The organism is Cryobacterium sp. (genome assembly GCF_026786305.1).
In the GTDB taxonomy this organism is placed as follows: domain Bacteria; phylum Actinomycetota; class Actinomycetes; order Actinomycetales; family Microbacteriaceae; genus Cryobacterium.
In genome coordinates, this window is sequence record NZ_JAJAYI010000081.1 from 1 (window position 1) to 26735 (window position 26735).

The 26735-nt window shown below is 64.2% G+C and carries 25 protein-coding genes, 1 tRNA gene and 1 pseudogene; 24 read left to right on the forward strand and 3 right to left on the reverse strand.

Annotated elements, in window-relative coordinates:
* On the forward strand, window positions 1-429 hold a 429-nt coding region (locus LH475_RS10090; RefSeq protein WP_297413778.1), incomplete at its 5' end, for a DUF4233 domain-containing protein.
* The gene (ndk, locus tag LH475_RS10095) at window positions 426-848 is read left to right on the forward strand and encodes a nucleoside-diphosphate kinase (RefSeq protein WP_297413779.1); all 423 of its coding nucleotides are present in this window, start codon (window positions 426-428) and stop codon (window positions 846-848) included. The genes LH475_RS10090 and ndk, both read left to right, overlap by 4 nt.
* A gap of 59 nt (window positions 849-907) precedes the next feature.
* Here ndk and LH475_RS10100 read toward each other — a convergent pair whose 3' ends face one another.
* Complete coding sequence (locus LH475_RS10100; protein ID WP_196843949.1) at window positions 908-1507, reverse strand: vitamin K epoxide reductase family protein; 600 nt, start codon at window positions 1505-1507, stop codon at window positions 908-910.
* A gap of 301 nt (window positions 1508-1808) precedes the next feature.
* On the opposite strand from LH475_RS10100, the gene LH475_RS10105 reads away from it, so the two are divergent.
* The 4 genes from LH475_RS10105 (at window position 1809) to LH475_RS10120 (ending at window position 8182) form a co-directional block, all read left to right on the forward strand.
* Window positions 1809-4823 carry an Rne/Rng family ribonuclease gene (locus tag LH475_RS10105; protein WP_297413843.1) on the forward strand — a complete coding sequence of 1005 codons (3015 nt, stop codon included), beginning with the start codon at window positions 1809-1811 and terminating at the stop codon, window positions 4821-4823.
* Between the two features lie 132 nt (window positions 4824-4955).
* Complete coding sequence (locus LH475_RS10110; protein WP_297413845.1) at window positions 4956-5912, forward strand: permease; 957 nt, start codon at window positions 4956-4958, stop codon at window positions 5910-5912.
* Window positions 5902-6681, forward strand: coding sequence for a TIGR03943 family protein (locus LH475_RS10115; RefSeq protein ID WP_196843948.1), 780 nt, complete (start codon window positions 5902-5904; stop codon window positions 6679-6681). The genes LH475_RS10110 and LH475_RS10115 overlap by 11 nt, the downstream gene beginning before the upstream one ends.
* Complete coding sequence (locus LH475_RS10120) at window positions 6671-8182, forward strand: hypothetical protein (protein WP_297413782.1); 1512 nt, start codon at window positions 6671-6673, stop codon at window positions 8180-8182. Before LH475_RS10115 ends, LH475_RS10120 begins: the two co-directional genes overlap by 11 nt.
* Before the next feature lie 79 nt (window positions 8183-8261).
* On the opposite strand, the gene LH475_RS10125 is transcribed toward LH475_RS10120, so the two are convergent.
* The gene (locus LH475_RS10125) at window positions 8262-8534 is read right to left on the reverse strand and encodes a DUF4031 domain-containing protein (protein WP_297413784.1); all 273 of its coding nucleotides are present in this window, start codon (window positions 8532-8534) and stop codon (window positions 8262-8264) included.
* A 227-nt stretch (window positions 8535-8761) separates the two neighbouring features.
* Between LH475_RS10125 and rplU the strand changes: the two genes are divergently transcribed.
* From rplU to LH475_RS10195, 14 genes are all read left to right on the forward strand, one after another.
* Window positions 8762-9070 carry a 50S ribosomal protein L21 gene (gene rplU, locus LH475_RS10130; protein ID WP_092450786.1) on the forward strand — a complete coding sequence of 103 codons (309 nt, stop codon included), beginning with the start codon at window positions 8762-8764 and terminating at the stop codon, window positions 9068-9070.
* A gap of 18 nt (window positions 9071-9088) precedes the next feature.
* Window positions 9089-9346 (forward strand): 50S ribosomal protein L27, encoded by a 258-nt coding sequence (gene rpmA / locus LH475_RS10135; protein WP_092450784.1) that lies wholly within the window; start codon window positions 9089-9091, stop codon window positions 9344-9346.
* A 150-nt stretch (window positions 9347-9496) separates the two neighbouring features.
* The gene (obgE, locus tag LH475_RS10140) at window positions 9497-11173 is read left to right on the forward strand and encodes a GTPase ObgE (RefSeq protein WP_196843945.1); all 1677 of its coding nucleotides are present in this window, start codon (window positions 9497-9499) and stop codon (window positions 11171-11173) included.
* On the forward strand, window positions 11170-11976 hold the full coding sequence (gene proB / locus LH475_RS10145; RefSeq protein ID WP_196843944.1) for a glutamate 5-kinase: 807 nt from the start codon (window positions 11170-11172) through the stop codon (window positions 11974-11976). The genes obgE and proB (LH475_RS10145) overlap by 4 nt, the downstream gene beginning before the upstream one ends.
* 127 nt (window positions 11977-12103) lie before the next feature.
* Window positions 12104-12910, forward strand: coding sequence for a glutamate 5-kinase (proB, locus tag LH475_RS10150; RefSeq protein ID WP_196843943.1), 807 nt, complete (start codon window positions 12104-12106; stop codon window positions 12908-12910).
* A gap of 47 nt (window positions 12911-12957) precedes the next feature.
* Window positions 12958-14226, forward strand: a complete 1269-nt coding sequence (locus LH475_RS10155; protein ID WP_196843942.1) for a glutamate-5-semialdehyde dehydrogenase — start codon at window positions 12958-12960, stop codon at window positions 14224-14226.
* Between the two features lie 118 nt (window positions 14227-14344).
* Window positions 14345-14560: a hypothetical protein gene (locus LH475_RS10160; RefSeq protein WP_196843941.1), complete on the forward strand. Its 216-nt coding sequence runs from the start codon at window positions 14345-14347 to the stop codon at window positions 14558-14560.
* 15 nt (window positions 14561-14575) lie between these two features.
* Entirely contained in the window at window positions 14576-15169 is a 594-nt protein-coding gene (gene nadD, locus LH475_RS10165; protein WP_196843940.1) for a nicotinate-nucleotide adenylyltransferase, read from the forward strand.
* Window positions 15166-16275: a hypothetical protein gene (locus tag LH475_RS10170; protein WP_297413796.1), complete on the forward strand. Its 1110-nt coding sequence runs from the start codon at window positions 15166-15168 to the stop codon at window positions 16273-16275. The genes nadD and LH475_RS10170 overlap by 4 nt, the downstream gene beginning before the upstream one ends.
* A 123-nt stretch (window positions 16276-16398) precedes the next feature.
* Window positions 16399-16800: a ribosome silencing factor gene (rsfS, locus tag LH475_RS10175; protein WP_196843938.1), complete on the forward strand. Its 402-nt coding sequence runs from the start codon at window positions 16399-16401 to the stop codon at window positions 16798-16800.
* Window positions 16801-16873: 73 nt separating this feature from the next.
* A tRNA-Ala gene (locus tag LH475_RS10180) sits at window positions 16874-16949 on the forward strand.
* Window positions 16950-17325: 376 nt separating this feature from the next.
* Window positions 17326-17670 carry an Lsr2 family protein gene (locus LH475_RS10185; RefSeq protein WP_196843937.1) on the forward strand — a complete coding sequence of 115 codons (345 nt, stop codon included), beginning with the start codon at window positions 17326-17328 and terminating at the stop codon, window positions 17668-17670.
* A 50-nt stretch (window positions 17671-17720) separates the two neighbouring features.
* A complete protein-coding gene (locus LH475_RS10190; RefSeq protein WP_297413799.1) occupies window positions 17721-18125 on the forward strand; it encodes a YchJ family protein in 405 nt (134 codons plus the stop codon).
* A gap of 111 nt (window positions 18126-18236) precedes the next feature.
* Entirely contained in the window at window positions 18237-18578 is a 342-nt protein-coding gene (locus LH475_RS10195) for a TIGR02611 family protein (protein ID WP_196843936.1), read from the forward strand.
* 35 nt (window positions 18579-18613) lie between these two features.
* On the opposite strand, the gene LH475_RS10200 is transcribed toward LH475_RS10195, so the two are convergent.
* Window positions 18614-18994: a hypothetical protein gene (locus tag LH475_RS10200; protein ID WP_196843935.1), complete on the reverse strand. Its 381-nt coding sequence runs from the start codon at window positions 18992-18994 to the stop codon at window positions 18614-18616.
* A 181-nt stretch (window positions 18995-19175) separates the two neighbouring features.
* Between LH475_RS10200 and LH475_RS10205 the strand changes: the two are divergent.
* The 4 genes and pseudogenes from LH475_RS10205 to treZ all read left to right on the forward strand — a co-directional run bounded on the left by LH475_RS10205 (window position 19176) and on the right by treZ (window position 26721).
* A pseudogene (locus tag LH475_RS10205) lies at window positions 19176-20234 on the forward strand (LLM class flavin-dependent oxidoreductase).
* Between the two features lie 132 nt (window positions 20235-20366).
* Window positions 20367-22568, forward strand: a complete 2202-nt coding sequence (gene glgX, locus LH475_RS10210; RefSeq protein ID WP_196843934.1) for a glycogen debranching protein GlgX — start codon at window positions 20367-20369, stop codon at window positions 22566-22568.
* 32 nt (window positions 22569-22600) lie between these two features.
* Window positions 22601-24970, forward strand: coding sequence for a malto-oligosyltrehalose synthase (treY, locus tag LH475_RS10215; RefSeq protein WP_196844010.1), 2370 nt, complete (start codon window positions 22601-22603; stop codon window positions 24968-24970).
* A complete protein-coding gene (gene treZ / locus LH475_RS10220; protein WP_297413805.1) occupies window positions 24967-26721 on the forward strand; it encodes a malto-oligosyltrehalose trehalohydrolase in 1755 nt (584 codons plus the stop codon). Before treY ends, treZ begins: the two co-directional genes overlap by 4 nt.
* Window positions 26722-26735 lie beyond the last annotated feature (14 nt).

A 26735-nucleotide genomic window follows, 5' to 3' on the forward strand; every position in this document is an offset into this window, starting at 1 on the left:
GGCGCTGAAAACACCGCCGCTGAAAACGCTCCCGCTGAAAACACCGCCGCTGGTAAGTTCCGCCGCTCGTCGGGCCCGCGCTCGGTGAGACGCAGCCTTGCCACGATCCTGCTCGGTTTCGAAACGATCGTCGTGTTTCTGGGCGCGGTGGTCACTCTCGGGCTCGTGTCCGTGGCGACCGAGCCCGGCCCAATCTCGCCGCTGGCCGTGATCATCGGCGGTGTGCTGCTCTGCCTGGCCATGGTCGCCCTGATCGGACTGCTTCGCTTTCGCTGGTCGTACCCGATCGGCTGGCTACTGCAGGCGGTCATCATCGCCACCGGGTTCGTCACCCCGGCCATGTTCTTTGTTGGAGCCCTGTTTGCCGCGATGTGGACCTACTGCATGATCACCGGCTCGAGAATAGATCACCAGAAGGAGATTGAATGAACACCCCGATCGAAGAAACGCTTGTTTTGGTCAAGCCCGACGGCGTTGCCCGCAACCTGACCGGCGAGATTCTGCGCCGTATCGAGGCCAAGGGTTACTCCCTCGTCGACGTCAAGCTCGTCGAACCCGACCGCTCGCTGCTCGCCGCGCACTACGCCGAGCACGAGGGCAAGCCGTTCTATGAACCCCTTGTCGAATTTATGGAAAGTGGCCCCGTCATCGCCTTCCGCGTCGCCGGCAACCGGGTCATCGAAGGCTTCCGCGCTCTCGCCGGCACGACCGATCCCACGACCGCCGCTGCCGGCACCATCCGCGGCGACCTCGGCCGCGACTGGGGCTCGAAGGTGCAGCAGAACCTCGTCCACGGTTCGGATTCGCCCGAGTCCGCCGCTCGCGAGCTCGCCCTCTGGTTCGACTGAAAGAACATGAATGGCCCCGTCTCGAGTGAGGCGGGGCCATTCCTGTATTCGGCTGCAGGCTACAGCCGGTTGAGTACGTCCATGTTGACCTGCGCGACGATGAAGAACACGATGTAACAGACGATCGTAATGACAAACATCCAGGAATACGCGGCTCCGGCCATGCGGCGAACGAATACCCCGCCCGGCAGATTGCCCTCCTTGAAGTTGTAGAGGGTCACGGCTAAAAAGGCCGGAATGGTCACCGCCCACGTCACCATGCACCACGGGCACAGTACGTCGAGCACGAAGATGCTCTGCCCGATGAGCCAGATCACGAAGACGACCGCGGCGAGCATGCCAAGGTTCAGGCCGACCCAGAACCAACGGGCAAATCTGGTCCCGGCCAGAATGGCCATGCCGATAGTGATGATCACGCTCCAGGCAGCGATCCCGATCAGCGGATTCGGAAAGCCCAGAACGGCGCCTTGCGGGGAGGTGAGATTGGTCGCGCAACCGATGAGAACGCTGAAGCTGCAACTCAGTTGAGCGTTCGAATCTTCCAGCAGGTGGATCTTGTCGAGCGTGAGGGCGAAGGCCGCTGCAAATGCGATAATCCCGGCGATGATCAGGAAAACAGCCAGGCCTGTTGGACGCTGAGAACGCTCTGTCTGTGGCACTCTTGCGATTATGCCACGCGTGCGGCGTAGCTTTGGGCGATTACATGCGATAATCGGGGGGTAGTCGTTGAGCCGCGCTCAAGCAGACGCCAAACAGGCTTAATGGGCAACAGTCGCCCAGTAGAAGGGTCCCACGACCCGAAGTATTAGCAGCCAGAGCACAGTCCCTGAGCACCAACAGGGGTCAAAGCCGGTTGCCGCAGTAAAACATTCGCGAGGTTTCCACGAAGGTGACAACCCCGCACGAGAGAGTAACCGGTGGGTGGCGCGGTCACCCAAACGGTCAAGGAGCGCACCAGTGATGGTGGAAGACAACGAAAACAAGAAACGCAAGAGCCTGTTCGGCCCTCGCAAATCGACCCGGAGGGCGCCGGTCACACGGTCAAACGTAGCCCCAGCACGGGAGTCGCCCGTTGTGCCGAGCGAACCCGCTGAGCCCGCACCCGCCAAAGTGACCATCGCGGAGTACAACAACGTCACCGGAGCGCAGCAGATGACCGACGCCATGGCTGATACCCCCGCAGACGATAAAACAGACGACAAGACGGATGATCAGGTCGCGGCCCCGGTTCGCCCGTCGTTCTCCCTGCTGTTCCAGGCGCCGGAGATTCTGCCGATGCCAGCGCGCACGGGCATCCGCTCGTCGCAGCACTCGCAGCAGCAACAGCACGAGCTGGATGACGACGATCAGGAGGCGGCCACGACCGTTCGTCGCCGCGCTCGTCGTCGCACCGGCGACGAGAATCGTTCGGGCACCGACGACCCCGCCAACACGGTCGTCAAGGTGCGCGCCCCGCGCGAACCCGAACTCATCACCGAACCCCAGCGCATAAAGGGTTCCACGCGGCTCGAGGCAAAGAAGCAGCGCCGCCGCGACGGCCGCGACGCGGGACGCCGACGTCCCGTCATCACGGAGGCTGAGTTTCTTGCCCGCCGCGAGTCCGTCGATCGCCTCATGGTCGTGCGTGCCAAGCACAACAAGATCCAGATCGGTGTGCTCGAAGACGGCGTGCTGGTCGAGCACTACGTCGCCAAGAACCAGGACGCCTCGCTCATCGGCAACGTGTATCTCGGCCGTGTGCAGAATGTGCTCCCCAGTATGGAAGCCGCCTTCGTCGACATTGGACGCGGCCGCAACGCCGTGCTGTACTCCGGTGAAGTCGACTGGGACGCCGCCGCCGAGAACTCCGGCAGCAGCAACCAGACCCGCCGCATCGAGCTCGCGCTCAAGCCGGGCGACAAGGTGCTCGTGCAGGTAACCAAGGACCCGATCGGGCACAAGGGTGCCCGCCTCACCAGCCAGGTCTCCCTACCCGGCCGTTACCTCGTCTATGTGCCCAACGGTTCGATGAACGGCATCAGCCGCAAGCTTCCCGACACCGAGCGTGCCCGCCTGAAGAAGATCCTCAAGGAGGTTCTGCCCGACAACGTGGGTGTCATCGTGCGCACCGCCGCCGAGGGTGCCACCGACGAGCAGCTGACCGTCGATGTCAACCGGCTGCGCCTGCAGTGGGCAAACATCGCCGAGCAGGTCGAGTCGGCCCAGGCGCCCGCCGAACTGCACAGCGAGCCCGACCTGCTGGTCAAAATCGTGCGCGACGTCTTCAACGAGGACTTCCAGCGGATGGTCGTGGCCGGCCCTGATGTGCGCTCGACGATTGAGACCTACCTCAGCCAGGTCGCTCCCGACCTGCTCGAGCGCGTTGAAACCTACGAGGGCGAGGTCGACGCGTTCGACGAGTTCCGCATCTCGGAGCAGATCGAAAAGGCCCTCGACCGTAAGGTCTGGCTGCCGTCCGGTGGATCCCTCGTGATCGACCGTACCGAGGCCATGACCGTCGTCGACGTCAACACCGGTAAGTTCGTCGGCAGTGGCGGAAACCTCGAAGAGACCGTCACCAAGAACAACCTAGAAGCGGCCGAAGAAATCGTGCGCCAGCTGCGCCTGCGCGACATCGGAGGCATAATCGTCGTTGACTTCATCGACATGGTGCTCGAGAGCAATCGCGACCTCGTGTCGCGTCGCCTGATCGAGTGCCTCAGCCGTGACCGCACCAAGCATCAGGTGGCCGAGGTCACCTCGCTCGGACTCGTGCAGATGACCCGCAAGAAGCTCGGCCTTGGCCTGCTGGAATCGTTCAGCGAGAACTGTGAGGCCTGCGCCGGCCGCGGCATCATCGTGCACCACGACCCGGTCGTGAAGCACCGCCAGACCGCGCAGCCGCCGCAGGAACGCCGCCCGCGAGCCAAGAGCGGCGGCAACTCGGCCGCCAGCAACGGTTCCGGCAACAACGGTTCTGGTTACAACCGCGACACCTCGGGTCAGCGTGACGGTGCCAACCGCGACGCTCACTCCGGCAGCAACGCCGGTTCCGACGCTCCGAAGAGCGGGCAGGGCACCCACGGCATCACCGAGGACGCCAAGCAGGCCCTCGCGCTCATCGCCGCACGTACCATCACCCGCACCGGTTCCATCGCGATCGTCAGCGCGCCGGGCTCCCGGGCAGCGGACGCTGAGCTCGCGACGGTCACTACCGAGCCGGTCGTATTCGAGCCGGCCGGCACCGAGCAGGCCGGCACCGAGCAGGCCGGCACCGAGCAGGCCGGCACCGAGCAGGCCGGCACCGAGCAGGCCGGCACCGAGCAGGCCGGCACTGACCAGGCCGGCACTGACCAGGCCGGCACTGAGCAGGCCGGCACTGAGCAGGCCGGCACTGAGCAGGCCGGCACTGAGCAGGCCGGCACCGAGCAGGCCGAACGGACCAGCACCGCGCGGTCCCGTGGCCGCCAGTCGCGTTCCCGCAGCCAGGGCGGGCGCGGCCAGCAGTCGCGATCCGAACAGGCCCGCGCACGTCAGGCCAAAGCGGAACAGGCCGAGCCAGCGGCATCGGCTGCCCCGGCCAGTGAGCGAGTATCCGAGGCAGCCGCCGAGTCCGTCGCCTCGGCGGCAGCGAATGCCGCACCCCGCATCCGCAGCGGCCGCAGCAACTCGGCCACAGACACGTCAGCTGGCGCGTCGGCAGCAGGAGCCTTCGAAGTGCAGGCGCCCGCAGTCGAGCGCTCCGAGCCCGTTGATATTCTCGATATTCCGGTGAAGAAGTCGACGCGCACCGCACGGCGCCCCAGCAAGCAGGTCACCGACCAGCTGCTGGACTCGGTGCTCGACTCTCTGCCGGAACCGAAATTGCCCGGCCAGGGACGCCCGCGCAGCCGCCGCGTCACGACCGCCGGTGGTCCCACCGGCCAGGCCATTCTGACGGCGACCGGTGCGTCCACATCGGCGTCGGCACCCAGCCAGCCGCCGCGCGGCGACTAGAACAGAGGAATAGGCGCGAGAATCAAGTAAGGCGGTAACGCAATCGGCGGGCAGCTTCCTCTCCTGCGGCGATGGCCTCTCGGCATCACCGCGGGGGCGTTGGTCGTACTCGCCGTTTTCGTCGTTCGAGCCCTGTCGCCGGCGTTCGTCGATGAGCAATTAAGCGACTGGCAGCTGCCCGACCGGGTGCAGGACACCCTCACACTGGCGATCAGCGTCATCATCGAGTCGGTACCCTTCGTCTTTCTGGGCATTCTGCTCTCAGCGGTCGTGCAGGTCTGGCTGCCACACGGCGTGCTTGCCCGGCATCTGCCGCGCAATCCTGTGCTGCGGCGCGCCTCAATCTCGCTGCTCGGCATGTTCTTTCCGGTCTGCGAGTGCGGAAACGTGCCGTTGGCCCGAGGATTCATGGTCGGCGGATTCACCGTCTCCGAATCGATCACCTTTCTGCTCGCCGCGCCCATTTTGAACCCGATCACCATTATCACCACGCACCAGGCCTTCGGTTGGGATGGCCACATTCTGGTGGCCCGCCTGCTCGGCGGGTTTCTCATCGCCAACGTGGTCGGCTGGTTGTTCAGCAAGCACCCCGACCCGCAAAGCCTGCTGGCGACCAAGTTCGCAGCGGCCTGTGCGACCGGTTCGACGAACGGCCACGATCATGAGCACGGTGGGCTCGGCCGTGAGAGCCGGTTCAGCCAGACCACGGAGATTTTCATTCGTGAAACCTCGGTCATCATGCCGGCCCTGTTCATCGGTTCCGCCGTGGCCGCCCTGACCCAGGTCTTCGTTCCTCGGTCGGTGCTACTCGCCCTCGGCAGTAACCCGGTCTGGTCGGTGCTCGCCATGATGGCCCTGGCCTTCATCGTGGCGGTCTGTTCCAACGTTGACGCTTTCTTCGTGTTGTCTTTCGGCAGCACTTTTCTACCCGGTGGCATTGTGGCGTTCCTGGTGTTCGGCGCCTTGATCGACGTCAAGATGCTCGCCCTAATGCGTACGACCTTCACGAGCCACACCCTGATACAGATCACCGTCGTTGTGGGCCTCATGAGTGCGGCGCTCGGATTGCTGGTGAACTATGTTGCCTAATCGACAGCGCTCTGGAGGCGCGGCCCTGCGCTATTGGGCGGATCGCTGGCAGGGCGTCGTGCTCAGCCTCGTGGTCGTTGTGACGACCCTCTGGCTGGGCCTGAGCGGCCAGCTCGGCCTGTATATCCACCCGCGCTACTTCGTGTTCACGATTGTCATGGCCGTCATCGGGCTCGTGCTTGTGAGCGCCGGCTTCGCCCGCCGCCGTTTGTTCGAGGTCGAGCACACTGGCCGGGTTGCAACGACGCTGACCGGCATGGGAGTCGTGCTGCTCCTCATCATGGGCGTCGCCATGGTCGTTGTTCCGCCCACTACCCTGACGAGCGCAACCGCCACCCAGCGCGAGGTGAACTCTGGCGGACTCGGCACCGACGACGACGCCGACCAGGCCGCGGCACTCATCGGTACCGGAGATTTCGAACAGCTCAGCGTGCGGGAGTGGGTATCACTGCTCGCACAATCCTCCGATCCCGCCTTTTACGCCGACAAGACCGCCCAGGTCACCGGATTCGTGACGCCCGATGCCCAAGACCCCGACAACGTGTTCTATGTCGCCCGGTTCGTTGTCACCTGCTGCGCGGTCGACGCCCAGCCGATCGGCGTTCCGGTTTATCTGCCGGGCTGGCAGGCCGAGTATGAGGTCGACGACTGGGTGCAGGTCACCGGTCGGTTCGATCTGAGCGTGAGCGCCACTGCGAGCGACCCGCTGGCGATTACGCCGGTGGAGATTCTTCCCGTTGACCAGCCGAATGACCCCTATGTCTATTGAGCCGGCGAACCTGCTGCCGGCGAACCTGCAGCCGGCGAACCTGCAGCCGGCGAACCTGCAGCCGGATGAGCAGCAGAGCGCCCTGCGCCGGTTTCGCCGCGCACTCTGGATACTCGTGGGCGGCCTGGTCGTGGCCTGTCTCGCCCTCGTCGCAGTCAACCTGCTCAGCGGACCTCGGCTCACCGCCGTCGACGTCGACACGACCTCCGCGGTGTCGTCCGCCAACGCACGTTTGGTGCTCGCAACGAACCGTCAACTGGCGCCGGTCACCCCGGAGCAGGTCAGCATCGAACCGGCCACAGCGTTTCACGTCACGACGAGCGGGAACTCCGTCGTGATCTCCTTTCCTCAGGCGCTCGCCTACAACACCGACTATGCGGTCTCGGTTCGGGAAATCACCGGTTCCGCCGTCGACCGAGAATCGACGCTGAGCGCAGAATTCAGCACGAGCGAGCCCTCGCTGTACTACCTCAGCCGCGCGGCGCCTTCCACGGAAGTCGGCACCCGGGCCGCCGACCGCATTCTGCGCACCACGATCGGCTCGACCGACACCGCCGTTGCCTTCGAGGCCCCCACTATTCAACAGTTCGTACCGATGGGCAGCGAGCTCGCCGTGGTCACCGTGAACGCCGACCTGGCCAACGCCCTCTACCGCGTCGACGCCGACGGCACCGCCGAGGTCCTCAACCTGCCCGGCGTTGGCCTCGTGCACGACCTGCAGGCCGCGCCCGGCCAGTCCCTGCTCGGCTTTCGATTCACCAGCGCAGCGGATGCCCCCGGCCCGCACTACGAGAATGTACTGTTCGTGCTCGACCTGCGCACCAATGCGGCCACGGCGGTACCGGACCTTGAGGGCGCCCCTCTCAGCGTCACGACCTGGGGATTCATGGCCCGTCGCGCCGACATCGTCGCACAGCAATACGACTCGACCCTGCTGCTGATCAATCCGCTTGACCAGTCCGGTGGTAACCCGCTCGAGAATGAGCCAGAACTCGACCCGCCGGTTCCGCTCGGACAATTTGCCAACCTCACCGCGTTTGCGCCCGACGGCGTGCGCATTTCCGTCTCCGACCGCGACGGGCAGTACGTGCTCGACCTCTCGCAGGGCGCCGAGTCCACCATTGTGCCGCAAAGCGTGGAAGGCACCACCCAGTACACCGCAGAACTGCGGTTCCTCGTCGGGCAAGATGGCGGGTACGTGCAGCGCGTCGCCGAGTTCAATGCGGCGACCGGCTCCGCGCAGCAATACCTCTCGCTCGTGCATGGTGGCGAGGCGCGCACCGTCTATGCGCCGGCATCCGCTGAAGAAACGATTGTCGGTTTCGAACTCTCGCCGAACGACCAGTTCCTGGCCGTTCAGATCGTGCCGAACCGCGGCACCGAACTGTCCGACGGATACCCGGTCAACGCTGCGGCAACGGATGCGACGACCCTGTTCGTGAACGTCGCGACCGGTGAGGTGCGCCGCAGCGTGATCGGCTTCGACGCCACGTGGCAGTAATGGTGCCCCCCTGGCCCCAGCGCACTGACCTCGCCGCACATACCCCGCCGCGGTAACGCCGCCCGTCCCGCCCCCGGCACTACCGTTCGCGACGTTGCCGAGCCGTCACGCGCAGCCCGCTGGAGCGGAGCCGCACGATCATCTCGCGAAAGCTCACCGGCAGGGCTCCAGCGGCGACCAGGTCGGCGTAGCGTGCCTCGGGCACGTCGTAGTGGTCGAGGTCGAAACCACGCGATGGAATACCGGCAGCGGCCGCGAAAGTGTGCAATTCGTCAAGTTCTGAGTCGCTCACGAGGTGTGCCCACATCGTTCCGTGCGCCGGCCAGCTAGGCTGGTCGATGAGTATTGCCATGATCGAAGTGTACGAGCCGCTGTTTGGTTCAGACACGCCGCGCCGTTGGTTTGACCACGGGTAACGGATCAGGTAAAGTCAACCCTTGGTGTGCGTTAGGAAAAATCAACGCAAATGCCAAGGTTTTCTGAGTGCGCTGGGCCAACCGGTTCGTGCTATCCAGTGAATTTCCAGCAGTGAATTTCCAGATTCGGAGCCCAATGGCTCCCCAGAGATTGGTACGTAAAGTGGTTTACGCAGTTGTGCGCGCCGGAGGGCGGCAGGAGAAGGTAGAGGTCGGTACCATCGTGACGATGGACCGAATCAAGGCTGACAAGGACGGCAACGTCGAGCTGGCCGCCGTGCTTCTCGTCGACGGCGACAAGATCACCTCTGACGGGGCGTCGCTGGCCAAGATCAAGGTCACCGCCGAAGTGTTGAACAACCTTCGCGGCCCGAAGATCGTCATCCAGAAGTTCAAGAACAAGACCGGGTACAAGAAGCGTCAGGGGCACCGTCAGGAGCTCACTCGCGTTCAGGTTACCGGCATCGCCTAGGCCTGAGGAGACAGACAGATGGCACACAAAAAAGGTGCGAGTTCCACTCGCAACGGTCGTGACTCGAACGCCCAGCGCCTCGGCGTGAAGCGCTTCGGTGGTCAGGTTGTCGGCGCAGGCGAAATCATCGTTCGTCAGCGCGGCACGCACTTCCACCCCGGCGTCAACGTCGGCCGTGGCGGCGACGACACCCTCTTCGCCTTGGCGGCCGGCTCCGTGCAGTTCGGCGCCAAGGGTGGCCGCAAGGTGATCAACATCGTGGTGGCAGCCGAGTAGGTTTCCACAGTTATATCGTCAGGGCGGGCTTCGGTCCGCCCTGACGTGTTTGTCCGTCACAGATTTTTCTGTCAGACCCAGATGCATTGCACGTCGTTTCATGGCACCTTGTTTTGAAGCATTTTTTGCGCCACCTGAAAGGGGCACTCCATGGCCACATTCGTTGACCACGTGACGCTGCATTTACGAGCGGGCAATGGAGGAAACGGATGCGTTTCGGTCAAGCGCGAAAAGTTCAAACCCCTCGCCGGTCCCGACGGCGGTAACGGCGGCGGCGGCGGCGACCTCGTGCTCGTGGCCGACTCGAGCACGACTACCCTGCTTGGCTATCACCGTTCGCCGCACCGCAGTTCCGACAACGGTGGCCCCGGCATGGGCGACCACCGCAATGGCCACAACGGCGACATGCGCGAGCTCATGGTGCCCATCGGCACCGTGGTCAAGGACGTTGAGGGCAACCAGCTCCTCGACATGAATGAACCCGGCCTGCGCCTGACCGTCGCGCCCGGCGGCCAGGGCGGGCTCGGCAACGCCGCCCTCGCCTCGACCAAACGCAAGGCCCCCGGCTTCGCCCTGCTCGGCACGCTCGGCTGGGAAGGCGACGTCTACCTCGAGCTCAAGACCGTGGCGGATGTCGCGCTGGTCGGGTATCCATCCGCCGGTAAGTCCAGCCTCATTGCCGCCATGAGTGCCGCCCGGCCCAAGATCGCCGACTACCCCTTCACCACGCTGCACCCCAACCTCGGCGTCGTCGAGTCGGGCGAGTCGCGTTACACCATCGCCGACGTACCCGGCCTGATCGAGGGCGCGAGCGAGGGTAAGGGTCTGGGACTCGAGTTTCTGCGCCACGTCGAACGCTGTACCGCTTTGCTACACGTGCTCGACTGCGCCACGCTTGAGCCCGGGCGCGACCCGATCAGCGACCTCGACGTCATCCTCGGCGAACTCGACGCCTACCCGGTACCCGAGGGCCAGAAGCCCCTGCTGCAGCGTTCCCAGCTGGTCGCGTTGAACAAAATCGACGTGCCGGAAGGCCGCGAGCTTGCCGCTTTCGTCAAGTCCGACCTCGAAGCCCGCGGCTACCGCGTCTTTGAAATCTCCAGCGTCACCCACGAAGGGCTCAAGCAACTCAACTACGCTCTCGCCGAGGTCGTTGAACAGGGCCGCGCCGAGGCCGCCGCAGCCGAAGCGAAGAAGCCGCGCATCATCATCCGTCCCAAGGCCGTGGACGAGGGTGGCTTCGTCATCAAGGTCGAGGGTGGCACCTTCGGCAATATCTACCGCATTCTCGGCACGAAGCCGGAACGCTGGATTCAGCAGACCGACTTCACCAACGACGAGGCCGTCGGCTTCCTCGCCGACCGGCTGGCCAAACTCGGTATCGAAAACGAGCTGTACAAGTCGGGTGCCATCGCCGGGTCGACCGTCATTATCGGCCCTGGCCACGGCGTCGTCTTCGACTGGGAGCCCACGCTCACCTCGACCGCCGAGCTCATCACCGCTCCGCGCGGAACCGATTCCCGCCTCGACGAGCCCAAACGCCGTACCAGCAACGAACGCCGAGAAGAGTACTTCGGCCGGATGGACGCCAAGTCGTCGGCTCGTGCCGAACTCATTCGCGAACGCGAAGCCGGCATGTGGCAGACCGGTGAAGAGGAATACAACGAAGACGTGCGCTTTGCCGATGTCGAGTTGACGGCAAATGGGGGAATCGCTGCCGCCGATATCGCGTCGACGGATGCAGCGGAGACCGAGACCGAGACCGAAGCCAGGACCGAGGTCGACAGCAGTACCGACAGCGACACAGTGGAAGAAGCACGGAAGTGAGTGGCTTAGCCAGAGACAACGTAGCCGGCGCGAAGCGCGTCGTCGTGAAGGTCGGGTCTTCGTCGATCAGCGGCGAGAAATCCGACCAGATCACCCCGCTCGTTGACGCCCTGGCCGAGGCCTACGGTCGCGGCACCGAGGTCGTGCTGATCTCGTCGGGCGCAGTCGCCACCGGCATGCCGTTTCTGAACCTGGAAGAACGTCCCAGCGACGTCGCCACACAGCAGGCGGCCGCTGCCGTCGGGCAGAACGTGCTGATCTTTCGCTACCAGGAAAGCCTCGACCGCTACGGCATCGCGGCCGGCACGGTGCTGTTGACCGAGGGCGACGCCCTCAAGGAACCGCACCGCAGCAACACCCGGCGCGCGCTCGAACGTCTGCTCGACCTGCGCATTCTGCCAGTCGTCAACGAGAACGACACCGTGGCCGTCTACGGTTTGCGGTTCGGCAGCAACGACCGCCTCGCGGCGCTCGTCGCGACGCTCATCCACGCCGACCTGCTGATCATGCTCAGCGACGTCGACGCGCTGTACACGAAGCCACCGCACCTGCCGGGGGCTGAAAAGCTCGACTTCATCGCCGCGGACGACCCGCTCGATGGTTTTGAATTCAGCTCGAGTGGGGCAACCGGCGTCGGTACCGGGGGAGCGAGCACCAAGGTCGTTGCCGCCCGCCTCGCCACCAAGGCCGGCACCGCCGTTCTGGTCACGTCGACCGTCCTGGCCGCCGCCGCCCTGCGCGGCGAGCACGTGGGCACCTGGTTCGAACCGACGGCCAGCGAAGAGCATCGCGCGCTGCTCTGAACGGGTGCGGTGGTGCGCTGCGCTAAGCTGCCGATGGTCGTGTGTTGCGTCCATAATTCGCGCCGGAGGGCAAGTTGCATGTGGGGTTGCACGTGGTGAGCGTTGTCAGCCCAGGAAACAGCGACCGATGAGGGCTCACTCCCAGCAGGTCGTGCGATCGGCCGCACGCATCGTCGTCAAGGTCGGCTCCTCGTCGATCAGCGGCGAAAAATCCGGCAACATCGCACCCCTCGTTGATGCCCTGGCCGAAGCCCACGCTCGGGGCACCGAGGTGGTTTTGGTGTCGTCGGGCGCCATCGCGATCGGAATGCCGTACCTGCAGTTGCAGGAACGCCCGACCGACCTGGCGACGCAGCAGGCTGCGGCATCCGTTGGCCAGAATCTGTTGATTTTTCGGTATCAGGACAGCCTCGACCGGTACGACATCGTGGCCGGCCAGGTGCTGCTCACCGCGAGCGACCTCGACAACGCCACCCATCGCGGCAATGCACAGCGCGCCATGGAACGCCTGATGGCGCTGCGTATTCTTCCGATCGTGAACGAAAACGACACGGTTGCCACTCATGAAATTCGATTCGGCGATAACGACCGGCTGGCTGCCCTCGTCGCCACCCTGATCAATGCAGACCTGCTGGTGCTCCTCAGCGATGTCGACGCCCTCTACACCTGTCCGCCGCACCTACCCGGGGCAGAGCGCATCAGCCATGTGCCTTCCGGTGACCCCCTGGTCGGCATGGAATTCGGTGCAACGGCCGTCAACGGTGTCGGCACCGGCGGAGCCAGCACGAAGGTGACGGCGGCTCGCATTGCCGCCCAGGCTGGAACCGCCGTGCTCGTGACCGCGACCGGTCTGGTGGCCGAGGCGCTGCGCGGCGAACCAGTCGGAACCTGGTTCGAACCCTCGATCGCACCGTCAGCGCTGCGGATATCCTGACCAATCCCAAATAGTCTCTCGCTACAGCCTCGGCGTAAACTAGGGGCATGTTGCAGTCTCTGAACGATGTAGCCCAGCTCACGCCCACCCTTGAGGCCGCTCGCGCCGCCTCCGTGTCGCTCGCTTCAGCGCCCACGGAAGTGAAGAACAAGGCCCTCACACTGATTGCCCAGTCGCTGCGCGATCACGTCGGGCACATAGTCACGGCGAACGAGGCCGACCTCGCCGCTGGCGCCACCAACGGTCTCACGGCCGGCCTGCTCGACCGTCTGAAGCTCGACGCGTTCCGTATCGCAGCCCTTGCCGACTCCGTCGACCAGATCGCCCTGCTCACCGACCCGGTCGGTCAGGTCGTGCGCGGCAGCAGCCTACCCAACGGCATCAAGATCAGCCAGGTGCGCGTTCCCTTCGGCGTTATCGGCGTCATCTACGAGGCTCGCCCCAATGTCACCGTTGACCTTGCGGCCCTCGCCCTGAAGAGCGGCAACGCCGTCGTGCTCCGCGGCGGTTCCGCCGCCGAAAACAGCAATCGGGTGCTCATCGACCTCGTGCAGGCGGCGATCACAGCGGCCGGACTCAATGCCGATTCGGTGCAAACCATCGACCCGTTTGGTCGGGCCGGCGCGACCGAACTGATGAAGGCCCGCGGTTACGTCGACGTGCTCATACCCCGCGGCAGCGCCAACCTCATCCAGACCGTTGTGACCGAGTCCCAGGTGCCGGTCATTGAGACCGGAGCCGGCGTCGTGCACGTCTTCCTCGACGAGACGGCCACCAAAAAGTGGGCGATCGATATCGTGCACAACTCCAAGACCCACCGTCCGAGCGTCTGCAATGCCCTTGAAACCCTGCTCGTGCACCGCGGCGCCGCCGAACGGCTCCTTCCCGACGTGCTCGCGAAGCTCGCGGCATCCGGCGTCACCATCCACGCGGATGCCCGCACCCGCGCCATCTATCCGACAGCGGTCCCGGCGACCGACGAAGACTGGGGCACCGAATACATGAGTCTCGACATCTCGGTCGCAATCGTCGACTCGCTCGACGAAGCCATCGCGCACATTCGCCGCTATTCCACCGGGCACACCGAATCGATCATCACGAATGACCTGCAGAACGCAGAACGTTTTTTGAACGAGGTCGACTCGGCTTCGGTCATGGTCAACACCTCGACCCGGTTCACCGACGGCGGCGAGTTTGGTTTCGGTGCCGAGGTGGGTATTTCCACCCAGAAGCTGCACGCACGTGGACCGATGGGTTTGCCAGAGCTGACCAGTACAAAGTGGATCGTTCGCGGCACCGGACAGGTGCGCGCTTAGGTCCCTACCTGGCACTCAGGTCCGGCTAGACTGGAACAACGGCGTGAGTCGCCGGGCCCGCGACCTGTCGCAGCCCATCAAACCGCGCAGAACGGTGTAGCGCGTGAATGGAGAACCGATGTCTTTTGTGAGTGCCGTACTGACCGAGGTCGAGCACATCGCCCTGCCGTTGCCGATTATCGCCTACCCGATGGTCGCGGCCGTCCTGTTCCTGGCTCTCGGCGTCGTGCTGTGGAGCTTTCGCGAAGTCTCCAACCGCCACAGCGGCAAGGCTGATGCCTACGCCGCCGCGCACGGCGCACACGATCCTACGTCCAGCACCGGTGGCCACTAGAAGCCTGATCGTAACGTGACAGTTCGTCGTCCGCGCATCGGCGTGATGGGCGGAACGTTCGACCCAATCCACCATGGGCACCTCGTTGCTGCCAGCGAGGTTGCGCAGAGTTTTGACCTCGACGAGGTTATCTTTGTGCCGACCGGACAGCCTTGGCAGAAGAGCGGCGTAACGCGTGGCGAACATCGGTATCTGATGACCGTGATTGCGACCGCGTCCAATCCTCGGTTTACCGTGAGCCGGGTTGACCTCGACCGGGTCGGCCCGACCTACACGATTGACACACTGCGTGATCTGCACGAAGAACGCCCGGACGCCGAATTGTTCTTCATTACCGGAGCGGATGCGATCACTCAGATTCTTGGCTGGAAAGACGTGCGCGAACTCTGGCAGCTGGCGCACTTCGTCGCTGTGAGTCGCCCGGGCCATGAGCTGAGCGTTTCGGGTTTGCCGAACCAGGACGTAAGCTTATTGGAAGTTCCGGCACTGGCTATTTCGTCCACTGACTGCCGGGCACGGGTCAATCGGGGATTCCCTGTCTGGTATCTGGTCCCCGACGGGGTTGTCCAGTACATCTCAAAGCATCATCTGTATCGGAGTGTGGCATGACGTTGGGAGACCATCAGCCGCTGAGCCGACGCGAAGCGCGTGAACTCGCCCGCGATCAGGGCGACGAAGTCGCCGCGGTGCTCGACGCCATCCCGATCCTGGACGTTCCGGCGCTGAGCCCGGCAGCGCTCCGCCCGGCCTCGTTTGCCGCACCGGCACACAATCCGTCATTGAACCGATCGAGCCGATCGCGCCGACACCACACCGTCCAAGAGCAGGGAGCACCGAGCGAGATTACCGCTCCCGCGCGTCCCACCGCAGCGTCCGCATCCGCTGCACCGGAACCCGTCGATTCGGCTCCGGTTCGAGCCGCGCACACCCTGAGTCGCCGGGAATTGCGCGCTCTGCACGCTCGTGAGGAACAGGCGCGTGGTGCGGATGAACTGCCGCATGAAGCGAGCTACCCGGTCGATGCTGAGCTGGTCGATGCTGAGCTGGCCGATGCTGAGCTGGTCGAGGCCGAGTTGATCGAGCTCGAACCAGCCAAACCCACTGCCGACCTCGTCGAACCCGAGCAGATGTACGCCGAACCCATCGTGGCTGACCCGGTCGTGGCTGACCTGACCGGGGCAGACGACGTAACGCCACGCGCGTATACCGGCTGGACGCCGCCGATCGGACACTGGTCGATCGACGAGGATGCGGCCCGGGCCGAGGTGCCACCGCCCGACCAGTCCCTCGACGAACTGATCAGTCGCGGTATTGGGGCTGGCGGTATCCCCACCACCACGAACGCGCTCATTTTGCCGTTGATCCCCAACCAGGGTCAGAGCGTAAGTCCGATCTCCAATACGGGCGAAATCATGATCACCGGCTCGTTCGACCTGCCGCGCAGCCTCGGGTCGACCGGCGCGCATCCGAACCTGTTTGATTCCTCAGAGATGGACCACGTAATGGACCAACTCGACGCCGATCAGCTCGGCGGAGATTCGGCACCGGTCAGCGCGAGTCGCGCTGTGAGCACGCACGCCTCGACGCGAGGCATGTTGACGCCGCCCAAAAAACAGCGCGCCTCGCTACCGATGGTTCTGGTCGTCACGACGGCTGCTCTCGCCGTCAGCGTTCTGGCACTCTTCGTGACCGGCTACTTATTGGGTATTTTTTAGTGGCTGCCGGTGTGCGTCCACCTCACTCCTGCCTCGCGAGCCTCTGCGGCTCGCTTTCTTTCGTTCCCCCATCATCGCCGCGGGCGCACTAATGCCTCGCAGCACAATCTCAAGGATTCATTCATGACCACTTCGCCTCACGCCCTCGAGTTGCTCACAGTCGCCGTCGCTGCCGCCGAATCGAAGGGAGGCGAAGATCTGGTTGCCCTCGACGTCTCGAACCCGCTTCCCCTGGCCGATATTTTCTTTATCGTCACGGGTCGCTCTGAGCGCAACGTTGTCGCTATCGCCGGTGAGATTGAAGACAAGCTGATCGAGGCCGGCCACAAGCCGCTGCGTCGTGAGGGACGCGCTGCCGGTCGTTGGGTGCTCGTCGACTTCGGCGACCTGGTCGTGCACGTGTTCCACGAGGAAGAGCGCCAGTACTATTCCCTGGAGCGTCTCTGGAAGGACTGCCCGGTGATTCCAACCGGCATTCCCTCAAAAGTGGCGGCGGAAGAGGTGGCGGAAGAGGTCGCGGAGTAGCTGCGGTTTCGTAGATCACATTCTGTGTAGTAAGCTAACAAAGTTGTTTCGGAGAGATTTGAAACAACAATCTGGGTCCGTGGCGCAGCTGGTAGCGCACCTGCATGGCATGCAGGGGGTCAGGGGTTCGAATCCCCTCGGATCCACCAGGTACCAAAAAACCCCGACATCGTCGGGGTTTTTTTGCGCTCCACGTTCTTCTCGCGTTTTTTTCTGGCCCATATATCTTTTTTCGCTGATGATTTATTTTTTTTACTGATGCGCGAGTGCTGGCGGGATGAGCGTCGCCGCGAGGCCGCCATCGCCCATTCACACGGATGCCACCAGGCCGCTGATCGGGTCTCTTCCGTGACGAGTAGGGCCTATCCTCTTGTACTCTGCAGGGGACGAGTGGTGAATACAAAAGAAATACCGCGTGGCGGGTATCGGAAAAGGCGTTGGACGGCGATACTTCGTTAGTGGTGAATGCCACAGGCGAATGTATCCATCCCGAATGTATTCGACACCTCATTGGAGAATCTCAGAATGAAGAAGACCACGGTTCAACTACTCGACGACCTCGACGGCACCGTTATCGAGAATGGCTCCGGAGCCACCGTTTCATATGCCTTTGAGGGCGACTCGTACGAAATCGATCTGTCCGCAGAGAATCTCGTAAAGTTTCGATCCGCACTGAAGCAGTACACGAGTGTTTCACGACGCGTGGGCTACGTGCCTGCAAAGCCGCGCGGTGCCAGTTCGGCCGGTTCGGACCGGGCCGAACTGCAGGCTATCCGCACCTGGGCAAGCGCCAACGGCATGCAGGTATCCGACCGTGGGCGCATCGCGGGAACCGTGCGCGAGGCGTACGCCAACGCGCAGGCCAAGTAGAGCCCGAACGCACACCACCGCTTCACGCACTCGTATCGGCGCCACAGGTCATGTCTACTCCGGAGCAGCGGTGTCCCTGCCTGAGCGGGGACACCTATTCCGTCTGCTGCGGCCGCTTTTATAGCGGTGCTACCGTGCCGCTTACAGCCGAACGGCTGATGCGGTCGCGGTATAGCGCCTATGCCTGCGGCAACGCGCAGTATCTGCTGAATACCTGGCATCCGCTCACTAAGCCGGTCTCACTCGACCTGGATGCGGCGATAACGTGGCGGTGGCTCGATATCGTGCGCACCGTGGGTGGCGGTTTATTCGATAGAGAAGGCGTTGTGGAATTCATAGCGCACTTTCGTGTAGACGGCATAGCGGGGCGGCAGCATGAAATCAGCCGTTTTCTGAAGGTTGACCACCAGTGGTATTACCTCGATGCTGCACCGAATAGTGCCGCTGCCGGATAGTAGGGCTGGCGAATGTGCGGCCTGTCGAATAGTGCGAAGTTTACGTCAATAGAGGTGGCCCCCGGTGCTATGCGGCGGCGACTTCCCAGAAATCTGAATTAGGTTGCGTAAATGTCTGAGAATTTGTCCCGCGATATAACCAGCGGCGGAGACCCGCGGCATCCGGTACGTCGTGCCCTGCGCCGCGTTCGGGTCTGGGTTGACGGGCACCCCTATCTACTCTTCGTTTATCGTCTCGGCCTCGGACTGCTCGGCACGGCCATCGTCGTGATCGGTGTTGTTCTGATTCCCCTGCCGGGTCCGGGCTGGCTCGTCGTCTTTTTGGGCCTCGCCATGCTCGGAACGGAGTTCTCAGCGGCCCGGCGTGCGGGCGCGTTTCTCAAGCGCATCGTGACGAGGGCCTGGGAGTGGTGGCGTGCCCGCCGCGGCAGCCGTGACGCCCGTTTTCCGTAGATTCCGGGCGAACGCTGAGGTAGGGCGGTCGTCGCTCAGCGTGTGCTGAGAAAAAGTGCGGCCAACAGTGCGATGTACACCACGACGAAGATCGCCGGCGTGAGAAACCGTACGACATTGACCCACCTGCCCATGGCCACAATGCACTGAGCGAGTGAACTGGGCGCCTGCAGAGCGCGCAGGTCGGCGATGACAGCGAGTCCTTCGTTCGCCGCGGCGATCTGCGCCACGGCCCCAAGAATACCCGAAGCGAGCAGAATACCGGCGGTCGCGATGCGCACCATTGGGTCAGCGGTTGCCAGACCCAATGCTAGAAAGCCGACGATCGCGGTCAACAAAAACGTGGGAGCCGCCTGAGCGGCGATAATGTGCCCGCGGGCTTTGACCCAGGCGTTGATGAGGTCGGATTCAGTCATGAGGGCTCCTATTCGTTGGGCGCCGCGGCGGCACACGGCTCTATTCTGGTGGCTCGTGCCTGCTGTCCGCTCCATCCTGCCTCGCCAGTACGGGTTTGGTGGAATTAGCTGTGTCGGGCTCAGGTTCCTTCGGTATATGCATCTGCATAGAGATGCCGGTTGTTGTGAGAGGCCCTACCGCGTGACGGACAAACTTGAGCTAGGCCTCGATACCTTCGGTGACGTCACCTTCGACGCCCACGGTCAGCCGCTCCATCAGTCGCAGGTGCTCCGCAATGTCGTGCCGGAGGCCGTGCTGGCCGATCAGGTGGGCCTGGACCTCTTCGGCATCGGCGAACACCACCGCGCCGATTTCTCTGTCTCCGCACCCGAGGTGGTGCTCGCTGCGATCGCCGGCCAGACCAGCCGGATTCGTCTCGGCTCAGCGGTGACCGTGCTCAGTTCCGACGACCCGGTGCGGGTCTACCAGCGGTTCGCCACGCTCGACGCCGTGTCGAGCGGCCGAGCCGAGGTCGTTCTCGGACGTGGCTCGTTTACCGAATCCTTTCCGCTCTTCCGTCTTGACCTCGGCGACTACGAGCAACTGTTCGAAGAGAAACTGGACCTGTTCACCGAGTTGCTCAAGGAATAACCGGTGACCTGGGCCGGCCGGACCCGGGCTGCGCTGAGCAACCAGACCGTGTTTCCGCCGACCGAATCCGGGTCGATCAAGACCTGGATCGGTGTGGGCGGCAGTCCCGAATCGGTCATTCGCGCCGCACACTACGGACTGCCCGTCATGCTCGCGATCATCGGAGGCACCCCGCTCGCGATCATCGGAGGCACCCCGCTCGCGTTCGCGCCCCTCGTTGACCTGTATCACCGCGCCCTGGCAAAGTTTGAGAAGCCCACACTGCCGATCGGTGAGCACTCGCCGGGCTATGTCGCCGCAACGGATGCAGAGGCTCGCGACGAAATGTGGCCACACTATGAGGCCATGCAGAACCGCATCGGTTGGGAACGCGGCTGGGGCCCCGCCACTCGGGAACGCTTTGAGCAGGATGCCAGCCGCGACGGTGCCGTCTTCGTCGGCTCGCCCGAGACCGTGGCGACGAAAATCGCCACCGTCGTGCAGGGTCTCGGGCTTTCTCGCTTTGACCTGAAATACAGCATCGGCGCGCTGCCGCACGAGAAACTGATGAACAGCATCGAGCTCTTTGGCACTGAGGTGTCGCCGCTCGTGCGCGAGCAACTCGGCTGAGCCCGTTCCGGGCGCAGGCGCGCGTGACCGCATATGTCGGCGGATGCCTGTAGCGTATTATCCAAGCGCGCACGCCGTCTTGTCGCTCAACCTCGCACCTGACCGTGTCCCACCTTCATCCCGAGGAGTCTCATGGAAACTTGGCCCGGAACCGCCTACCCCCTCGGCGCAACGTTTGACGGGAGCGGTACCAATTTCGCGCTGTTCAGCGAAGGCGCCCAACGCGTCGAGCTGTGTCTCATTGACGAAGACGGAGGTGAGACGCGCGTCGAAGTGCGCGAGTCATCCGCTTATATCTGGCACTGCTACCTGCCGCTCGTTCAACCGGGCCAGCGCTACGGGTATCGGGTGCACGGTGACTACAATCCGGCGGCCGGCAACCGGGCCAACCCGAACAAGTTGCTGCTTGACCCCTATGCGAAGGCGGCGACAGGGATCATCGACTGGGATCCCTCGCTGTTCTCCTACGATTTCGATGACCCCGACTCGCCGAACAACGAGGACTCCGCCTCGCACATGATGCTCGGCGTGGTCGTGAACCCGTTCTTCGATTGGACCGGTGACCGGGCGCTGCGCACGCCCTACAGTGAGTCGTTCATCTACGAGGCACACGTTAAAGGCCTCACCAAGCTGCAAGGCTCGGTACCGGAAAGCCAGCGTGGCACCTACGCGGGATTGGCGCACCCGTCGGTCATCGAACACCTGCAAAAGCTTGGCGTGACCGCCATCGAATTGATGCCCGTGCACCAGTTCGTCAACGACGGCATCCTCGTGGAACAGGGCCTCAACAATTATTGGGGCTACAACACCATCGGGTTTTTCGCGCCGCACAACGCGTATTCCTCGACCGGTGACCTCGGCCAGCAAGTGCAGGAATTCAAGGGCATGGTGCGCAGCCTGCACAACGCCGGAATCGAAGTTATTCTCGACGTGGTCTACAACCACACCGCCGAGGGCAACCACATGGGGCCGACCCTCTCGTTCAAAGGCATCGACAACGAGGCCTACTACCGACTGATGGACGACGACAAGCGGTACTACATGGACTACACGGGCACCGGCAACACCCTCAACGTGCGTCACCCGCACGTGCTGCAGCTCATCATGGACTCGCTGCGCTACTGGGTACTCGAAATGCACGTCGACGGCTTTCGGTTCGATCTGGCCTCGGCCCTGGCCCGCGACCTGTACGAGGTCGACAAGCTCTCCACCTTCTTCGAGCTCGTGCAGCAAGACCCGATCGTGTCGCAGGTCAAACTCATCGCCGAGCCGTGGGACGTCGGCCCCGGCGGCTACCAAGTGGGCAATTTTCCCTCCCAATGGTCGGAGTGGAACGGCAAATACCGCGACACCGTGCGCGATTTCTGGCGCGGGGAGCCCTCCACACTCGGTGAATTCGCCTCCCGAGTGGCGGGATCGGCGGACCTCTACGAACACTCCGGGCGCCGCCCGATGGCGTCGATCAACTTCGTCACCGCGCACGACGGCTTCACCATCGCCGACCTGGTGTCGTACAACGAAAAACACAACGATGCCAACGGCGAAGACAACAACGACGGCGAGTCACACAACCGGTCGTGGAATTCCGGCGTTGAGGGTGCCACTGATGACCCCGAGATTCGTGGGCTTCGCGCTCGGCAGGCACGCAACTTCATTTCGACACTGTTGTTGTCGCAGGGGGTGCCGATGCTGCTGCACGGCGACGAGCTGGGCCGCACCCAGCTCGGCAACAACAACTCCTATGCGCAGGATTCCGAGCTGACCTGGGTGCACTGGGACGAAGCCGATGTGCCGCTGATCGAATTCACCGCGGCCGTGTCCCGCCTGCGCCGGGAACACCCGACGTTTCGGCGCAGTCGATTCTTCGACGGTCGCCCCGGAAAACGGGTGGCGGGTGAGTCATTGCCCGACATCGTTTGGCTCAACACTGTTGGTGAGCCGATGGCGCCGGAGGACTGGGACGAAAATCTTACCCGAACGGTCGCCAAGTTTCTCAACGGCAACGGGATCCGCGAGCGCGACGTGCGCGGCCAGGACGTCACCGACGTGAACTTTCTGCTCCTGTTCAATGCCGACGATAAGGACGTCGAGTTCACGCTGCCGCCCGACGAATATGCCCCAGCCTGGGAGATTGTGGTCGACACCGCCGGTGAGGGGGCCGATTCCATTGCCCGCCCGGCGGGAGCCATTCAAACGGTAGCGGGCCGCTCCCTCGTGGTGTTGCGCGCCTATCACGAACCCGAAGTTGCGCCCGATCACTCCGTTGCGGCTTCCCTGGCCGGTGCCACCGGCCTGATCACGCTACCGAGCCTGGACGAAGAGCCGGGCCAGTGACCTTCGACAGAGAACATTTTGCGACGGGGCCAGTGGCCGTGCCGTTGTCGACCTACCGCCTGCAGATCACGGCGGGTTTCGACCTCGATGCGGCGGCGAAAATTGTCGGCTACATTCGCGATCTCGGCGCCGACTGGGTCTACCTGTCGCCGCTGCTGAAAGCCGAAGCAGGATCGGACCACGGTTACGACGTTGTTGACCATTCCCTCGTCGACCCGGCGCGCGGCGGAGCGGCTGCCCTGGACCGGCTCGCTGCGGCGGCGCACCAGGCCGGGCGGGGCGTGCTCGTGGACATCGTGCCCAACCACGTGGGCGTTGCGACGCCCTGTCACAACTCCTGGTGGTGGGACCTGCTGCAGAACGGCCAGCAGTCGCGGTACGCCGAGGCCTTCGACGTCGACTGGGCGTTCGGCCAGGGCAGAATTCGCATTCCCGTGCTCGGTGACGAAGACAGTGGGAACGATTCGGGCGGTGACGGTCCGGGCGAGCTCGACCGGCTGGAGCTCGTGGACGGCGAGTTGCGCTACTTCGACAATCGTTTTCCGATAGCAGCCGGAACGGTCGAGCACGGTGCGAGCCCGGCCGACGTGCACGAACGGCAGCACTATGAGCTGGTGAACTGGCGCCGCGCCGATGCCGAACTGAACTATCGTCGATTCTTCGCCGTGAATAGTTTGGCGGGCATTCGCGTCGAGGTGCCGTGGGTGTTCGATGAGTCGCACGCCGAGATCGTGCGCTGGGTGCGAAACGGCCTTGTGCAGGGACTGCGGGTCGACCACCCGGACGGCCTCGCCGACCCGGCTGGCTACCTCGATGCGCTGAGCCGGGCGACCAACGGTGCCTACGTGCTGGTGGAGAAGATTCTCGAGGGGCGCGAGCAACTGCCGACGAGCTGGGCGACCGCTGGCACCACCGGGTATGACGCCCTCGCCGACGTCGACCGGGTGCTCGTTGATCCGGCCGGCCAGAACGCCCTCGACGCCTTGGAGTCCCGGCTGTACGACGATGGCGCCGCATGGGGAGACCTGGTCTATCGCAACAAACGCTCGGTGGCCGATGGCATTCTGCGCTCCGAGGTGCTGCGCATCGCCCGTCTGCTTCACAGAGACGATCCGAGCGCCGAGCACACCGCCGACGCCGTGGCCGAACTGCTGGCCTGGTTTCCGGTTTATCGCTCCTATCTGCCGCTGGGCCTCGAGAATCTCCAGGAGTCGGCAGATCGGTCTATCGCCCACCGCCCGGAACTCGAGAGCGAGATCACCCGGCTGCTGCCGCTGCTGGGCGACCCCGCGCATCCGGCCGCCGCACGCTTTCAACAGACTTCGGGCATGGTCATGGCCAAGGGCGTCGAAGATCGGGCCTACTACCGGTTCAGCCGGCTGACCTCCCTCAATGAGGTGGGCGCCGATCCTAACGAGTTTGCCATATCGGTTGCGGAATTCCACGACCGGCAGCGCATGCGCCAGGCCGGGTTTCCACACTCGATGACGACGCTGTCGACCCACGACACCAAACGCGGCGAAGACGTTCGGGCTCGTATTTCGGTGCTCGCCGAGATGCCCGCCGAGTGGGAGGCCGTGTTGGAGCACCTGCGGGCGCTGCATCCGCTCGGGGATGCCCCCGTCGAGAACCTGCTCTGGCAGGCGATTGTCGGCGCCTGGCCGGCCAGCCGGGAACGGCTCGCGGCCTACGCGCTCAAGGCGGCGCGCGAAGCCGGCACGTCGACCACCTGGACGCAGCCGAACAACGATTTCGAAGCGGCCATCGACGACCTCGTCGCGGCCGCCGTCCGGCCGGGGCCGACCCACGACCTCGTCACCGGCCTGGCAAGCCGGGTGCAGCAGGCCGGCTGGAGCAATTCGCTCTCGCTCAAACTGTTGCAACTGACCATGCCGGGGGTTCCCGATGTCTATCAGGGCAGTGAATTATGGGAGACCTCGCTCGTCGACCCCGACAATCGTCGTCCGGTCGATTATGAGCTGCGCCGCGAGCTGCTTACCCGCATCGACAGCGGGTGGTTTCCCCCGGTCGACGAGAGCGGCGCCGCCAAGCTGCTGGTCACGTCACGGGCCCTGCGGCTGCGCCGAGACCGGTCGGACCGCTTCACCCGCTACGCCCCTGTGCCCGCCTGCGGGACGGCCGCCGGCCACGTCGTGGCGTTCGATCGCGGGGGAGCGATCACACTCGCCACCCGGCTGCCGATCGGGCTGCAGGCGGCTGGTGGCTGGGGTGACACGACGATTGCCGTGGCCGGCCGCAGCTACCTCGATCTGCTCACGCAGGAACGCTTCGATGGACCGAGCCTTCGTGTCGCTGACGTGCTCGCGCGTTACCCGGTGGCGCTGCTGGTCGCCGCCGGTGACCGAGATCATCTTTCCACCCCCACAGGACGACACGCATGAACGCTCAGAAATTCGCAATCTGGGCGCCCGACGCGCAGGCCGTGCAGGTTCAACTGGGTCAGGACCGGCTGGAGCTGGCGGCGGGAGACGATGGGTGGTGGGAGCTGCCGGCATCCACTCGCCGTAACGTCAGCGGCGCGATGGACTACGGGTTCATTGTTGACGGGCGCGGACCGTTCGCCGACCCGAGGTCACGGCGCCAGCCTGCCGGGGTGCACGCCCTCTCGCGTACCTTCGACGCTTCCGCCCACGTCTGGCAGGACACGGACTGGACCGGCCGACAGCTCGCCGGCGCCATCATTTACGAGCTGCACGTGGGAACGTTCACGCCCGAGGGCACTCTCGACGCGGCCGCCAGCCGGCTCGATCACCTGCAATCGATCGGCGTTGACTTCGTCGAACTGTTGCCGGTGAACGCGTTCAACGGCACGCACAACTGGGGTTACGACGGTGTTCTCTGGTATGCCGTGCACGAGGGCTATGGCGGCCCGACCGCGTACCAAACCTTCGTCGACTCCTGCCACCAGCGCGGCATCGGCGTTATTCAGGACGTCGTCTACAATCACCTCGGGCCGAGCGGCAACTACCTGCCACAGTTCGGCCCGTACCTCAGCGAGGCCGCCGGCAACACCTGGGGCTCTTCGCTCAATCTTGACGGGCCGCACTCCGACCCGGTGCGTCGCTATATTCTTGACAACGCGCTGATGTGGCTCGGTGACTACCACGTCGACGGACTGCGCCTCGATGCGGTGCACGCGCTGCACGATGCGAGCGCCACCCACCTGCTCGAGCAGCTCGCCGTCGAGGTCGCCGCTCTCAGCGCCGAAACCGGGCGACCACTCACCCTTATCGCCGAGTCCGACCTCGACGACCCCCGCCTCGTGACCCCGCGCGACGCCAACGGCTACGGCCTCGACGCGCAGTGGAGTGACGACTTCCACCACGCCGTGCACGTCGCGCTCACCGGCGAAACGACCGGCTACTATGCCGATTTCGAACCGCTCAGCGCCCTCGCCAAGGTGCTGTCCCACGGGTTCTTTCACGACGGCACCTACTCGAGCTTTCGCGAGCGCACCCACGGCCGCCGCATCGACCTCGAGCGGATGCCCACGTGGCGGCTGGTCGTCGCCTCCCAGAACCACGACCAGATCGGCAACCGTGCCGTCGGCGACCGACTGAGCGAGCAGCTCGACACCGGTCAGCTTGCGATTGCTGCCGCGTTGACGCTGCTCGGCCCGTACACGCCCATGCTGTTCATGGGTGAAGAGTGGGGAGCCACGACGCCGTGGCAGTTCTTCACGTCGCATCCCGAACCGAAGCTCGGCGCCGCCACCGCCACCGGCCGCATCAACGAATTCGCCCGCATGGGCTGGGATCCGGCGCAGGTTCCCGACCCGCAAGATGTGCAGACGTTCGAACGCTCCAAGCTGAACTGGAAGGAAGCCACCGAGCCGGAGCACGCGCGCTTGCTCGGGTTCTATCGGGAGCTGGCCGCGCTGCGGCGCAGCCGCCCGGACTTCACCGACCCCCGGTTCGACCAGATCGCCGTCGAGTTTGATGCGGGAGCGGGCTGGCTGCGGCTGCACCGCGGCGGCGCCAAGATTCTGATCAATCTCAGTGCGCAGCTGGTGCACATCCCGGCCGGGAGGGGCGACGTCGTGCTGTCCTTCGCGACCGGCGGTGATGCCGTGCAGGGCCGGCTGCCGCACTCCCTGCAGCTGGCGCCGCACTCGGTCGTGGTGCTCGCCTGATCTCACGCTCTCGG